14 protein-coding genes are annotated in these 14,466 nt (G+C 57.5%); 1 reads left to right on the top strand and 13 read right to left on the bottom strand.

The window, feature by feature from the left end; genetic code table 11:
* Window positions 1-135: 135 nt before the first annotated feature.
* The 9 genes from lipB to FND52_RS00425 form a co-directional block, all read right to left on the bottom strand.
* On the bottom strand, window positions 136-789 hold the full coding sequence (gene lipB / locus FND52_RS00385) for a lipoyl(octanoyl) transferase LipB (protein ID WP_144128977.1): 654 nt from the start codon (window positions 787-789) through the stop codon (window positions 136-138).
* A 97-nt stretch (window positions 790-886) separates the two neighbouring features.
* Window positions 887-1,150: a DUF493 family protein YbeD gene (gene ybeD / locus FND52_RS00390; protein ID WP_002436065.1), complete on the bottom strand. Its 264-nt coding sequence runs from the start codon at window positions 1,148-1,150 to the stop codon at window positions 887-889.
* 104 nt (window positions 1,151-1,254) lie between these two features.
* Entirely contained in the window at window positions 1,255-2,466 is a 1,212-nt protein-coding gene (dacA, locus tag FND52_RS00395) for a D-alanyl-D-alanine carboxypeptidase DacA (RefSeq protein WP_125294569.1), read from the bottom strand.
* A 139-nt stretch (window positions 2,467-2,605) separates the two neighbouring features.
* Window positions 2,606-3,739 carry an endolytic peptidoglycan transglycosylase RlpA gene (gene rlpA / locus FND52_RS00400; RefSeq protein ID WP_144128978.1) on the bottom strand — a complete coding sequence of 378 codons (1,134 nt, stop codon included), beginning with the start codon at window positions 3,737-3,739 and terminating at the stop codon, window positions 2,606-2,608.
* A 10-nt stretch (window positions 3,740-3,749) separates the two neighbouring features.
* Entirely contained in the window at window positions 3,750-4,862 is a 1,113-nt protein-coding gene (gene mrdB, locus FND52_RS00405; protein ID WP_125294567.1) for a peptidoglycan glycosyltransferase MrdB, read from the bottom strand.
* Window positions 4,862-6,760: a peptidoglycan DD-transpeptidase MrdA gene (gene mrdA / locus FND52_RS00410; RefSeq protein ID WP_125294566.1), complete on the bottom strand. Its 1,899-nt coding sequence runs from the start codon at window positions 6,758-6,760 to the stop codon at window positions 4,862-4,864. The genes mrdB and mrdA overlap by 1 nt, the downstream gene beginning before the upstream one ends.
* A gap of 26 nt (window positions 6,761-6,786) precedes the next feature.
* A complete protein-coding gene (gene rlmH, locus FND52_RS00415; RefSeq protein ID WP_125294565.1) occupies window positions 6,787-7,254 on the bottom strand; it encodes a 23S rRNA (pseudouridine(1915)-N(3))-methyltransferase RlmH in 468 nt (155 codons plus the stop codon).
* Between the two features lie 3 nt (window positions 7,255-7,257).
* Window positions 7,258-7,575 carry a ribosome silencing factor gene (gene rsfS / locus FND52_RS00420; protein WP_125294564.1) on the bottom strand — a complete coding sequence of 106 codons (318 nt, stop codon included), beginning with the start codon at window positions 7,573-7,575 and terminating at the stop codon, window positions 7,258-7,260.
* 239 nt (window positions 7,576-7,814) lie between these two features.
* Complete coding sequence (locus FND52_RS00425) at window positions 7,815-8,435, bottom strand: adenosylcobalamin/alpha-ribazole phosphatase (protein ID WP_144128979.1); 621 nt, start codon at window positions 8,433-8,435, stop codon at window positions 7,815-7,817.
* 96 nt (window positions 8,436-8,531) lie between these two features.
* Here FND52_RS00425 and cobD point away from each other — a divergent pair, with 96 nt between their 5' ends.
* Window positions 8,532-9,617 (top strand): threonine-phosphate decarboxylase CobD, encoded by a 1,086-nt coding sequence (cobD, locus tag FND52_RS00430; RefSeq protein WP_144128980.1) that lies wholly within the window; start codon window positions 8,532-8,534, stop codon window positions 9,615-9,617.
* On the opposite strand, the gene nadD is transcribed toward cobD, so the two are convergent.
* Genes nadD through leuS form a run of 4 tightly spaced genes read right to left on the bottom strand, consistent with a single transcriptional unit; the run spans window position 9,589 to window position 14,447 of the window.
* Window positions 9,589-10,236: a nicotinate-nucleotide adenylyltransferase gene (gene nadD / locus FND52_RS00435; protein WP_144128981.1), complete on the bottom strand. Its 648-nt coding sequence runs from the start codon at window positions 10,234-10,236 to the stop codon at window positions 9,589-9,591. The two genes, cobD and nadD, sit on opposite strands and share 29 nt — an antisense overlap.
* Window positions 10,229-11,260 carry a DNA polymerase III subunit delta gene (gene holA / locus FND52_RS00440; RefSeq protein WP_144128982.1) on the bottom strand — a complete coding sequence of 344 codons (1,032 nt, stop codon included), beginning with the start codon at window positions 11,258-11,260 and terminating at the stop codon, window positions 10,229-10,231. Before holA ends, nadD begins: the two co-directional genes overlap by 8 nt.
* Window positions 11,260-11,850: an LPS assembly lipoprotein LptE gene (gene lptE, locus FND52_RS00445; RefSeq protein ID WP_125294559.1), complete on the bottom strand. Its 591-nt coding sequence runs from the start codon at window positions 11,848-11,850 to the stop codon at window positions 11,260-11,262. Before lptE ends, holA begins: the two co-directional genes overlap by 1 nt.
* 14 nt (window positions 11,851-11,864) lie before the next feature.
* Entirely contained in the window at window positions 11,865-14,447 is a 2,583-nt protein-coding gene (leuS, locus tag FND52_RS00450; RefSeq protein WP_144129817.1) for a leucine--tRNA ligase, read from the bottom strand.
* Between the last annotated feature and the right edge of the window lie 19 nt (window positions 14,448-14,466).

The raw sequence follows: 14,466 nt of genomic DNA on the forward strand, positions 1-14,466 counted from the left end.
TATCAACTATTTTTGAATTAACTCTACGCAGTATATCATTACTCCCTGCGGTAAAGCAGCCTCACCGCAGGTAAAAAGGGAACAGAATTGTAAAATGGTTGTTATTTTGTGCCCTTGCACAGGTTACAGCTCTGTTTATTTGCGCAGCGGCTCATTGACCATTTCCACCGGCGGGTTCCCCAGTAGCGCCAGGGTATGCTTCAGCAGCAGCGGGTTAATGGTATCGATAGTCGCGCCGTCACGGTAAGCGCTGACCTGGGTCATCTCCATACCCGCATAGCCGCATGGGTTGATGCGCAGAAACGGCGCTAAATCCATGTTGATATTCAGCGCCAGACCGTGAAACGAGCAGCCTTTACGGATGCGTAAACCCAGCGAGCAGATTTTTTTCTCACCAACGTAAACCCCAGGCGCATCGGCGCGAGGATGGGCTTCGATATCCAGTTCAGCCAGGGTATTTACTACGGTTTGTTCCAGCAGAGTCACTAAATCACGCACGCCAAGCTTACGGCGCTTCAGATTGAGCATCACGTACATCACCTGCTGCCCCGGACCGTGATAGGTCACCTGGCCGCCGCGATCGCTCTGGATCACCGGGATATCGCCCGGCATTAATACGTGTTCCGCTTTACCGGCCTGGCCCTGGGTAAACACCGGCTGATGCTCAACCAGCCAGATTTCATCGGGGGTGTCGGCGTCGCGGGTGTCGGTGAAATCATGCATCGCCTGCGAAACCGGCGCGTAAGGCTGCAAACCCAGTTGACGAATAAGAATGGTTTCCTGAAACAAAACTGCGTCTCCGGAGGGAAAAGGTGGCGGGGAGTATAACACAGCAGGGTCGGGTGGACCTGCAGACAACAAACCCGGCCAGAGGCCGGGTCAGGGATTACAGCACCATACGAACGATTTCGATATTGCCTAACTCTTCGTACAGGGTTTCTACCTGCTCAATATGTGTGGCGTTAATCGTGATAGAAACAGAGTGGTAGTTTCCCTTGCTGCTTGGTTTTACCTGCGGCGTGTAGTCACCAGGCGCATGGCGCTGAACTACCTCAACGACCATATCAACCAACTCCGGCTTCGCCAGACCCATCACTTTGTAAGTAAAGGGCGTCGGGAATTCAAGCAGTTCGTTAAGTTTGGTTTTCATGTCAGCTCCAGCATTGGATAAAAAATAATAACTCCCGCCTGAGCGGGAGTTGTTTTGATACCTAGTATATGGGGACGTAAATCACACTTTCAAGTGTTCAATTTTTATCCAAACCAGTGGTGGAACATCAGCTTAATGTAATCAATGATTTTGCCGAAGAAATTGCCTTCTTCAATCTGTTCCAACACCACCAGCGGACGCTGCTCAATGGTTTTGCCATCCAGCTGGAAGTTGATAGTGCCAACCACCTGATTTTTCGCCAGCGGGGCATGCAGCTCGCTGCTGTTCAACACATAGCTGGCCTTCAGGTCTTTCATGCGGCCGCGCGGAATGGTCAGATAAACGTCTTTATCCACGCCCAGCGACGCGCGGTCATGGTCGCCGAACCAGGCTGGCTCGGAGGCAAATTCTTTACCGGCTTTAATCGGGTTTACGGTTTCAAAGAAACGGAAGCCCCAGGTCAGCAGCTTTTTGCTTTCGGCTTCGCGGCCCTTAAAGGTACGGCCACCCATCACGGCGGAGATCAGGCGCATCTGGCCTTCAGTGGCAGACGCCACCAGGTTGTAGCCCGCTTTGTCGGTATGACCGGTTTTAATGCCGTCCACGTTCAGGCTGTTATCCCACAGCAGACCGTTACGGTTGGTCTGGCGGATGCCGTTAAAGGTGAACTCTTTTTCTTTGTAGATGGTGTATTCGTTCGGCACGTCGCGGATCAGCGCCTGGCCGATCAGCGCCATATCGCGCGCCGAGCTGAACTGGCCATCAGCATCCAGACCATGAACGGTCTGGAAGTGGGTGTTTTTCAGGTTCAGTGCGTTAACGTAGTTGTTCATCAGGCCGACGAACGCGTCCTGGCTGCCCGCAACGTAATCCGCCATCGCCACACACGCATCGTTGCCGGATTGCAGGTTGATGCCGCGGATCAGCTGGGAAACCGGAACCTGCATGCCAGGTTTCAGGAACATCAGCGAGGAGCCTTTGAATACCGGGTTGCCGGTGGCCCAGGCGTCGTTGCCGATGGTCACCAGGTCAGATTCTTTGAATTTTCCTGCCTTCATTGCCTGGCCGATGACGTAGCTGGTCATCATTTTGGTCAGGCTTGCAGGGTCGCGGCGCACATCCGCGTTTTGCTCTGCCAGTACTTTGCCAGAGTTGTAATCAATCAGGATGTAGGACTCGGCATCGATTTGCGGAACGCCTGGGATCATCGTTTTAATATTCAGGTCGTCGGCATGAGCGGTGGAGAGTGCCGCAACGGCCAGCGCTGTGGTGAGCGCGATGCGCTTAGCGAAACGTACGGAGAGAGTGGTCTTCATGGTAAAACAACGACATCCGTGATGAAGTGAAAAAAAGTGCCTTACTATAGCAAATGGCGGTTGGGCTGGCATCCGACTTTGCGAATGACTTTGTTAGCGGTTTTTACGCGCCAACGCCGCTTCAGCCAGCCCGGACGCGTTACTGCGCGCCGCCGTTTGTTATGAATGACTGTAATTGCGCCTCGCTGCTCAGACGTTGCTGGAGCGCGGCGGCTTCGGATTTACTGCTGAACGGCCCAAGCTGAACGCGATACACCGCGCCGTTCGGCGTCACGCGCCCCGGCACGCCGAACTGTTGGCTGAGCTTCTGCTGCCACTGGCTGGCGCGCGCGCTGTCACTGACCGCGCCCACCTGGACCACGTAGCTGCCGGTCGCGGCGGCTGCGGCTACGGGCGCATTGACGCTGCCCTGCACTGAACCCGGCGCGGTGACCGGCGCTGGCGCGGTTTGCGGCGCGGTAACCGGGGCAGCAACGGGTGCCGCAACCGGAGCTGGCGCATCGCTTTCAATCACACCGCTGTTCAGTGGCGTTGGCGCGCCTAAAAAGCCGCTGCTGCGGACCGGCGCGCCGGTAGTGTCTTCGCTTTGCAGCGTATCATTGCTGATGGCGCGCACATCGCCAGCGGGTTGCGCCTGCGGCATTGACGACGCGCTGCCCATGCCGGTATTCAGATCGGGGCGCGCGGGCAGAGCGTAAGTCTGTTTTGCCACTGTGGTGCAGGCCATTCCCGGGCCGGACAGGGAGCCATCCGGCGCAACGATAATCGGGTCGATACGCACTTTGGTGTTATTCGAGGTGTTCAGACGGTCGGCGGATGCGCGGGACAGCGAAATAATCCGGTCGTTGCCATATGGGCCGCGATCGTTAATCCGCACCACAATCATCCGACCATTCGCCAGGTTTGTGACGCGCGCGTAGCTCGGGATGGGCAGCGTTGGGTGCGCGGCGGTCAACTGCATCGGATCAAAGGCTTCGCCCGAGGCGGTCAGATTGCTGCCCGGCTCGGCGTCATAAATAGCGGCCAGCCCGGCCTGGCTGAAGCGCGAGGCGTCCTGCACGATTTTGTAGCTTTTGCCGTCGCGCTGATAATCCTGATTCACTGAAGGGTTCAGCGACTCATAGCGCGGCTCCGCGCCACCGATCTCCACAACCGGACCGTTACACACCGCAGGCTGTGGGGCCACGGTGGTAGGCGCCTGACCGTCATCATTTGAACTACAGGCCGCCAGCAATCCTGCCGCGACACAGACTCCAAGCCACTGCTTACGCATTCCGTTCCCCTTATACGCTTTTAGACAGCATTTTTCGGTGGGTATGTATCGACATCACGATACCAAACCCGGCCATCAGTACGATCAAGGCCGAGCCCCCATAGCTCACCAGAGGCAGCGGCACCCCAACCACGGGCAGAATACCGCTTACCATACCAATATTCACAAACACATAAACGAACAAAATCAGCATCAAACCGCCCGCCATAACCCGGCCAAAGGTGGTTTGCGCCCGGGCCGCTATCCACAGCCCGCGCATAATCAGCAGAATGTAGAGCGCCAGCAGGATCAGCACGCCCACCAGCCCCAGTTCTTCCGCCAGCACCGCAAAGATAAAGTCGGTATGGCGCTCGGGCAAAAACTCCAGTTGCGACTGGGTGCCGTGCAGCCAGCCTTTGCCGCGCAAACCGCCTGACCCAATAGCAATTTTAGACTGAATAATATGATAGCCCGCGCCGAGCGGATCGGATTCCGGGTCGAGCAGCATCATCACGCGCTGACGCTGATAATCATGCATCAGGAAGAACCACAGAATCGGGATAAACGCCGCCACCAGCAGGACGGCGATTAAAATCAGCCGCCAGCTCAGGCCGGACAAGAACAGCACGAACAGGCCGGAAAGCGCCACCAGAATTGAGGTGCCGAGGTCCGGCTGCGCCGCCACCAGCAGCGTCGGCATAAAGATCAGCACCAGCGCGATACCGGTGTTCTTCAGGCTGGGCGGGCAGACGTCGCGGTTGATAAAGCGCGCCACCATCAGCGGCACCGCGATTTTGGCGATTTCCGAGGGCTGGAAGCGAACGATGCCCAAATCCAGCCAGCGCTGCGCCCCTTTGGAGATGGCCCCGAAGGCGTCCACCGCCACCAGCAAAATAATACACACGATATACAGATAGGGTGCCCAGCCCTCGTATACGCGCGGGGGAATTTGCGCCATCACTACCATCACTACCAGCCCCATCAGGATCTGGCCGATTTTACGTTCGGTCATATCCAGGTCCTGGCCGCTGGCGCTCCAGATAACCAGGGCGCTGTAGGTTAACAGCGCCAGGATGATCAGCATAAAAGTGGGATCGAGATGAATTTTATCCCAGATGGTTTTTTTATTCGGATTGTCGGTCATTAGTCCTCCGCCGCGGCCACGGCCGGATTTTCAGCGGGCAGTTCGGTGTTGTTATCCCCGAGCATGATATGGTCGAGGATCTGGCGCATGATAGTCCCAACCGCCGGGCCAGCGCCGCCGTTCTCCAAGATCATGGCGACCGCGACCTGCGGTTTATCGTACGGGGCGAATGCGGTCATCAGTTTGTGGTCGCGCAGACGCTCGGCAATGCGGTGGGCGTTATAGGTTTCGTTGGCTTTCAGGCCGAAAACCTGCGCAGTACCCGACTTCGCGGCGATTTTATACGGTGCGCTGGCAAAGTATTTATGACCGGTACCGTTGGCGCGGTTCGCCACGCCGTACATCCCGTCTTTGGCGATTTCCCAGTAGCCGGAGTGGATATCGCCCACCGGCGGCTGCTCCGGTTGCACCCAGGGCTGCTGTTTGCCGTCGATGGTGGTGCTCATCAACAGATGCGGCACTTTTACGATGCCGTCGTTAATCAGGATCATCATCGCTTTATTCATCTGTAGCGGCGTCGAGGTCCAGTAACCCTGGCCGATACCGACCGGGATGGTGTCCCCCTGATACCAGGGCTTCTTAAAGCGCTTTTGCTTCCATTCGCGGGTCGGCATGTTGCCGGAGCGCTCTTCCGCCAGGTCGATACCGGTGTAATGACCATAGCCGAATTTGCTCATCCATTCGGAAAGGCGGTCAATGCCCATGTCGTAGGCAACCTGATAGAAGAAAGTATCCGCCGACTCTTCCAGCGATTTAGTAATGTTCAGGCGGCCGTGGCCCCATTTTTTCCAGTCGCGATAGCGTTTTTCTGAACCGGGCAGTTGCCACCAGCCGGGGTCGAATAGCGTGGTATTGCGGGTGATCACCCCGGAACTCAGCGCCGAAACGGCAACATAAGGCTTCACGGTAGACGCTGGCGGGTAGATCCCCTGGGTGGCGCGGTTCACCAGCGGGGTGTTTGGATCGTTCAGCAGCGCCGAATAATCCTTGCTGGAGATACCGTCAACGAACAGGTTAGGGTTATAGCTGGGGGTGGATACCATCGCCAGCACGCCGCCGGTACGCGGATCGGTGACGACCACTGCTGCACGGCTGCCCTGCAACAGCGTCTCGATGTAGGCCTGCAGCTGTAAATCAATGGTCAGATGAATATCGTGCCCGGCCTGCGGCGGCACTTCTTTCAGCTGGCGGATCACCCGGCCACGGTTGTTAACCTCTACCTCTTCATAGCCGGTCTGGCCGTGCAGCACATCCTCATAGAAGCGCTCAATGCCCAGTTTGCCGATATCGTGGGTTGCGGCATAGTTCGCCAGCTTGCCGTCTTTGTCGAGGCGCTCCACGTCTTTATCGTTGATTTTCGACACGTAGCCGATAACGTGGGTCAGGGCGGAACCATAGGGGTAGTAGCGGCGCTTATAGCCTTTCACTTCCACGCCGGGAAAGCGGTACTGGTTCACGGCGAAACGCGCCACCTGCACTTCCGTCAGGTTGGTTTTCACCGGGATGGAGGTAAAACGATGGGAGCGGGAACGCTCTTTTTTGAACGCCGCGATGTCGTCATCCGTCAGATCCACCACGCCGCGCAGCGCATCGAGCGTCTGCTGCACGTTATCGACTTTTTCCGGCATCATCTCGATTTGGTAGATGGTGCGGTTGAGGGCCAGCGGGATGCCGTTGCGATCGTAAATAATGCCGCGGCTGGGTGGGATCGGTACCAGCTTGATGCGGTTTTCGTTGGAGCGCGTCTGGTAATCGGTGAAGCGCAGGATCTGCAAATTATAGAGATTCGCGATCAGTATGCCGGTAAGCAGTAAAATCCCTAAAAAGGCGACCAGAGCCCGACGCACAAAAAGCGCGGACTCAGCCGAATAGTCGCGAAAAGAATTCTGTAATTTCATCCGCTGCTTAATCTACCTGGTAGCGTTTACTCACGATGGTAAGGGTGGTTGGTGGTAATACTCCACGCCCGATAAAGGCTTTCTGCGACCAGAACACGCACCAGCGGGTGCGGCAGCGTCAGCGCAGAGAGCGACCAGCTCTGTTCGGCAGCGGCTTTACAGGCTGGCGATAACCCTTCCGGGCCACCAATAAGCAGACTCACGTCTCGACCATCCAGCTTCCAGCGTTCCAGTTCATTGGCAAGCTGCGGGGTATCCCACGGACGGCCTGGAATATCGAGCGTGACAATGCGATTTTTGCCTGCTGCGGCCAACATCAGTTCGCCTTCTTTATCGAGAATGCGCTTGATGTCGGCGTTTTTGCCCCGCTTACCCGCCGGGATTTCGATCAGTTCGAACGGCATGTCTTTCGGAAAGCGGCGCAGATATTCGGTAAACCCGGTTTGCACCCAGTCGGGCATTTTGGTGCCAACGGCGACCAGTTGCAACTTCACGCCTTAGCTCCAGAGCTTTTCGAGTTCGTACAGACGACGGCTCTCTTCCTGCATGACATGCACAATCACATCACCCAGGTCGACAACGATCCAGTCTGCCGCGTTCTGGCCTTCAACGCCGAGCGGCATCAGGCCGGCGTGGCGGGATTCGCTGAGCACGTGGTCGGCGATGGACATCACGTGGCGCGTAGAAGTACCGGTACAGATGATCATGCAATCCGTGATGCTGGATTTACCCTGAACGTCGATAGCAACGATATCCTGACCTTTCAGATCGTCGATTTTATCAATAACAAAATCCTGGAGTGCTTTACCCTGCAAGTGTTCCCCCTGGGAATATGAACGCTGATGATGCCGCCGGGAGCGCATCAAACTCAATGAGATAACAGCAGCGACCTGCCTGCTGTATGAAGTGGGCTATCATCCCACCGCTAACCTGAGTTTGCATCGCCATTTTTGTAAAACAATTTAGAAAATGGCCGTCGGCGGGAGAAAGTCTGGCAGCGGAGGATATCAGCCTTATATAGCCTGTCAATACGCAACGGCCCGCCAGAAGAAAATCAGATGTCTCCACTCGGGTGAATAACCGCTGCCGCCCGGTTATTCAGGGTGCGCAGCGTGACGAAATCCTGCTGGATTTCCACCATGCTCCAGCTACCCTGCTCGATCATAAAGTGCCACAGCGACGGCGGCGGCAGCCCCATCAGGGTGGCGATAAGCAGGCTCAGCACGCCCTGATGGCTAACCACCAGGATATTTTCCTGTGGCATAGCGCGCAAATCACGGGAAAGCGCCAAAACCCGCTGCGAAAAATTCTGAAAACCTTCACCGTTGGTGGGAACGGTGTTTTGCCAGTCCCGGCACCAGGCGGCATAGGTGACCGCGTCTTCGCGCTGCAAATCGAGATGATGGCGCATTTCCCAGTCGCCAAAATGCATCTCATTGAGCAGCGGATTGGTTTCAATGGCCCGGTCGCGGCCTTCCAGCACCAGGTGGGCAGTATGCTGCGCCCGGCCCAGCGCACTGCTCAGCACCCGATCGAAAGAGACTGCCTGAAGCAGCTGCCCCACCTGCGTCGCTTGACGGATGCCCTGCTCGGTGAGTGCGGTTTCACTACGTCCGCTGTACAACCCGGCGACGTTCGCCTCGGTTTGTCCATGTCTTACCAGCCAGAGTTTCATGCATTGCTCCTTAATTCACCGCTATTGAGTCTACCATCAGTCGCAGCCTGACGCAGGCTTTGGGGTAAGATGGCGTTTTACGTTGACGGAGGCGAGATGTTTACCAGCAATCATGGCGGCAATATTCGCGAAGCAGGGGCGCTGGCCGGGGTGGATCCGGCGCAGCTGATTGATTTCAGCGCCAATATCAATCCGCTCGGGATGCCTGCCACCCTGAGGCGTGCCATTACTGAAAATCTCGACGCGGCGCAGCGCTATCCGGACCCGGAGTATCTGGCGCTGCACCAGGCGCTGGCGGCACATCATCACCTGCCGCTGAGCTGGCTGATGGCGGGCAATGGCGAAACCGAACTGATTTTCCAGCTGTTGGCCCATCTCGCGCCGCGTCACGCGCTGCTGCTGACGCCGGGGTTTGCCGAATATCGCCGGGCATTAACCCGGGTGGGATGCCGTATTACCGACTATCCGTTAACCGAAGCCGATGGCTGGCAGCCGGATAGCCGATTGCTGTCGGCCCTGACGCCGGATCTTGACTGCCTGGTGTTGTGTACGCCCAACAATCCCACCGGATTAATGCCGGAGCGCGAGTTAATGCAGGCGATCGTTGCCCGCTGTGCTGAACAGGGTATCGCGCTGGTGGTCGACGAGGCGTTTATCGACTTTATACCCGATGCTACCGGCTGTACTGGCTGGCTTGCGGAGCATCCCAACCTGTGGATTTTGCGTTCGCTGACTAAGTTCTATGCCATTCCCGGCCTGCGGTTGGGCTACTTAATCAACAGCGACGCGTCGCGCATGGCGGCATTGCGCGCCAGCCGCGAGCCCTGGACCATTAATGCCTTCGCGGCGCTGGCGGGGGAAATCGTTCTTAATGACGAAGCTTATCAACAGGCGACCTTTCACTGGCTGGAAACGGAACGGCGCTTTTTATGGCAGGCGCTCAATGCGCAGCCGTTTATCACCGTGTGGCCAGGAGAGGCAAACTATCTGTTTTTCCGCTACGACGGCGAGCAGGACTTGCAGCGCCGGTTATTGGCGCAGCATATTTTGATCCGCAGTTGTGCGAACTATCCGGGGCTGGATCCGCGTTATTTTCGGGTAGCGGTGAAAAGCCGGGCAGACAACGAGGCGCTGATCGCCGCGTTAGTGGCAATCAGTCACGATACAAACCGTGGCGCGTGATGTAGTCCATCACCGGGCCGGGAACGAGATCGTCGCAGGGCTGGCCGTTCTCCAGACGCTGGCGAATGTCGGTGGCCGAAATCGCTAACAGCGGCGTGTCGGCAAGAAAAATTTTCCCGGCGGGCAGGGCGTGGAGTTCGCCTGCATCGGCTGCCAGATGCTGTTCCAGCCAGCGCTGCTGTTCGGCGTCGGGCATGGTGAGAGGGTAACCCGGTCGGCGACACACCAGCAGGTGGCAGCAGGCGAGAATATCGGCATAGCGGTGCCAGGTGCGAAACGCCAGCAGCGAGTCCTGGCCGATGATAAACCCCAGCGGCTGCGCGGCACCCTGTTCATTACGCAGCGCTTCCATGGTGTCTGCAGTCCAGGAGGGCATGGCGCGTTGCAGTTCCCGGTCATCGAGTTCAAACAGCGCATTGTTATGGATCGCTGCTTCAATCATCGCTTTACGCTGAGCGCTGCTGGCCTCGGGCTGAGGCCGATGGGGCGGCACGTTATTGGGGATAATCACGACTTTTTGCAGACCCACCTGACGTGCGAGCGCTTCTACCGGTTTGATATGGCCGAAGTGAATGGGATCGAACGTCCCGCCGTAATACGCCAGCAGCGGCTTAGCCATGAATAAACACGTCCGGTAAGGCTTTATGGCACAGTAGCAGGGATAAGCCTTCCAGCTCCTGCCATACCGATTGGCCATAATCCTGTTTCAGCGTCAGTTCAATCTGCGCCAGCAGGCTGACCGCCTGGCGCAACTGATCGTCACTCAGCCGGGTTAGCGCATCGCTCAGCAGCGCCCGGCGGTTTTGCCAGACCCGATGCTGATCGAACAAATTGCGCAGCGGCGTGTGTTGCGACTGGCGTTTAAGCGTGACCATCAGCAGCAGTTCCCGTTGCACGGTGCGCAGCAGGATCACCGGTTCGCTGCCCTCCAGCCGTAGCTGTTGCAGAATGTGCAGCGCGCGTTTGCTTTTGCCGGCCAGCAGCGCATCCACCCAGTGGAACGGCGTGAAATGCGCGGCGTCGTTAACCGCCTGTTCCACGCGCGGCAGGGTGAGTTTACCGTCAGGCCACAGCAGCGCCAGCCGATCCAACGCCTGAGCCAGCGCCAGCAGGTTGCCTTCGTAGCAGTAGCAGAGTAGCTGGCTGGCCGCGTCATCCAGCGTGAGCTGGCGGCTTTTCGCCCGGTTAGCCACCCAGCGCGGCAGCTGCGCCTGTTCGGGCGTCTGGCAATTAACCATCACGCCGCGGCTGGACAGGGCGGTACACCAGGCGGCATTTTCCTGGGCTTTGGTGAGCTTAACCGCACGCACCACCAGCAGCAGATCCTCGTGCAGCAGGTTGACCAGCTCGGCTAACTTATCGTTAATCGCCGCGTTGGGGCCGTTGTCGGGAAGGATCAGCAGCAGCGTCTGGCGGCTGGCAAACAGGCTTAACGCGCGGGTGATCGAGAAAATCTCTTCCCAGTCGGTTTGCGCATCAATCTGGCGGGTATGGTGCTCGTCGAAGCCTTGTTCCTGCGCGGCCTGACGGATGGCGTCCTGGCTTTCCTGCAGCAACAGCGGATCGTTTCCGGTCAGCAGATACGCCGCGCGCAGCCCTTCTTTGAGCTGCGCGCGGAGTTGTTCAGGCCAAACTCTGACCATTACTGAGCGGAAAGCGTGGTAGAAACGCGGCCCGACGAGGTCGTCGTGCTGCTCTGCTGGGCGGTCGGCGCTTCAGATTTGGTGGCTTCCAGATCTTTCACCTGTACCGACATCAGCTTACGGATCAGCTGTTCCGCCGCGCGGTCATACATTTCCTGGATAATGATGTCCTGTTCGGCATCTTTCGCCAGCGCGGTGAGCGGGTTGTCGAAGAACGAGCGGAACACTTTGGTGCTGATCGGGTAAATATCGTGGCCCGGGATCAGCACTGTAGCATTGACCGTCATCACCATCTGATATTCCGCCGTACGGCCATCCTGGAAGACCGACGCGGTATCCTGAGATATCAACGCGCCGCCAAGACGCAGAGACGGAATGTCTTTACGCACTTTACTCGGCTCAACTATTTCCACACCGTTCAGACGCAACTGCTTACGCACCGCGCGGCTTAATGGGCCATACGGGTCACCTGAATCCAGGATCAGCGTATGCATTTGCTCAGGCACCTGGGTGGTGCTGCGCAAGTGCCAGCCACATCCGGCGGTCACCAGTACCGCCAGGCTCACTATCAGAGTGATGAGATATCGCACGCTTCCTCCTGCGCTTAGCCAACAACCAGGTTAAGCAATTTACCCGGTACGTAAATCACTTTACGTACAGTTACGCCTTCAAGATACTTCGCGACCAGATGTTCCTGAGCGGCGCGCTCGCGCACCTGTTGTTCAGTGGCATCGGCCGGAACGGTAATTTTACCGCGCACTTTGCCGTTAACCTGCACCACCACCAGACGGGAATCTTCCACCATGGCGCTTTCGTCGGCCTGCGGCCACGGCGCGTTATCGATATCGCCTTCGCCGTTCAGTTCCTGCCACAGCGTAAAGCAGACGTGCGGGGTGAACGGATACAGCATACGCACCACCGCCAGCAGGGCTTCACGCATCAATGCGCGGTCTTGCTCGCTTTCCTGCGCCGCTTTCACCAACTTGTTCATCAGTTCCATGATCGCGGCGATGGCGGTGTTGAAGGTCTGACGGCGGCCGATATCATCGGTCACTTTCGCGATGGTTTTGTGGATATCGCGACGCAGCGCTTTCTGATCTTCGGTCAGCGCCGCGACGTCCAGATTGCCCGCAGCGCCCTGCGCCGTGTGCTCGTAAACCAGTCGCCAGACGCGTTTCAGGAAGCGGTTAGCTCCTTCAACGCCGGATTCCTGCCATTCCAGCGTCATATCTGCCGGAGAGGCAAACATCATAAACAGACGCACGGTATCCGCGCCGTAACGCTCTACCATCACCTGCGGGTCGATGCCGTTGTTTTTCGACTTCGACATTTTGCTCATGCCAGCATAGACCAGTTCGTGGCCCGCTGCGTCAGTGGCTTTAACAATACGGCCTTTATCGTCACGCTCAACGATGGCGTCTACCGGGGAAACCCAGTTGCGCTCGCCGCTGGCGCCCACGTAGTAGAACGCATCCGCCAGCACCATGCCCTGGCAGAGCAGCTGTTTGGCAGGCTCGTTGGAGTTCACCATTCCGGCATCGCGCATCAGCTTGTGGAAGAAGCGGAAGTACAGCAGGTGCATGATCGCGTGTTCGATACCGCCGATATAAATATCCACCGGCAGCCAGTAGTTGGCGGCTTTCGAATCGAGCATGCCTTTATCGTACTGCGGGCAGGTGTAGCGCGCGTAATACCAGGAAGACTCCATAAAGGTGTCGAAGGTATCGGTTTCACGCAGCGCAGGCTGGCCGTTAACGCTGGTTTTCGCCCACTCCGGGTCGGCTTTGATCGGGCTGGTGATGCCGTCCATCACCACATCTTCCGGCAGGATCACCGGCAGCTGATCTTCCGGGGTCGGGATCACGGTGCCGTCTTCCAGGGTGACCATCGGGATAGGCGCGCCCCAATAACGCTGACGGGAAACGCCCCAGTCGCGCAGACGGTAGTTAATTTTGCGCTCGCCGACGCCTTTGGCGGCCAGTTTGTCGGCAATGGCGTTAAACGCTTGTTCAAACGGCAGGCCGTCGAATTCACCAGAGTTGAACAGCACGCCTTTTTCAGTCAGCGCCTGCTGCGACAGTTCCGGCTCGGAGCCGTCCTGTGCCAGGATAACCGGCTTGATCGCCAGTCCGTATTTGGTGGCGAATTCCCAGTCGCGCTGGTCGTGGCCCGGAACGGCCATCACGGCACCGGTGCCGTATTCCATCAGCACAAAGTTCGCGACCCATACCGGTACGGCTTCACCGGTCAGCGGATGGATGGCGTTGAAGCCGGTTGCCATGCCTTTTTTCTCCATCGTCGCCATGTCGGCCTCGGCAACTTTGGTATTTCGGCATTCAGCAATGAAATCGCCCAGCGCTGGGTTGGTCGCTGCGGCAGCCTGCGCCAGCGGATGGCCCGCCGCCACGGCCAGATAGGTCACGCCCATAAAGGTGTCCGGGCGAGTGGTGTACACCGTCAGTTTGTCGGCGCGGCTTTCCACATCGAAGGTAATTTCCACGCCTTCGGAGCGGCCAATCCAGTTGCGCTGCATGGTTTTAACGGTATCCGGCCACTGGTCCAGTTTATCCAGATCGCTCAGCAGCTCGTCAGCGTAGGCGGTGATTTTGATAAACCACTGTGGGATCTCTTTACGCTCGACTTTGGTGTCGCAGCGCCAGCAGCAGCCGTCGATAACCTGCTCGTTCGCCAGTACGGTCTGGTCGTTCGGGCACCAGTTCACCGCAGAGGTTTTCTTGTACACCAGCCCTTTTTTATACAGCTCGGTAAAGAACTTCTGCTCCCAGCGGTAGTATTCCGGGGTACAGGTCGCCAGCTCGCGGCTCCAGTCGTAACCAAAGCCCAGCATTTTGAGCTGGTTCTTCATGTAATTGATGTTGTCGTAGGTCCACGGCGCGGGCGCGGTGTTGTTTTTTACCGCTGCGCCTTCCGCAGGCAGGCCGAACGCATCCCAGCCGATCGGCTGAAGCACGTTTTTACCCAGCATGCGCTGGTAACGGGCAATCACATCGCCGATGGTGTAGTTACGGACGTGACCCATGTGTAGTCGACCAGAAGGATAGGGAAGCATCGACAGGCAGTAATACTTCTCTTTGCTCTCGTCTTCAGTCACTTCGAATGTGCGCTTCTCTTCCCAGTGATGCTGTACGTGGGATTCAATCTCTTCCGGGCGATATTGCTCTTGCATGGCAGCCAGTGGTCCTGTT

The organism is Atlantibacter subterraneus, assembly GCF_007570865.1.
In the GTDB taxonomy this organism is placed as follows: domain Bacteria; phylum Pseudomonadota; class Gammaproteobacteria; order Enterobacterales; family Enterobacteriaceae; genus Atlantibacter; species Atlantibacter subterraneus.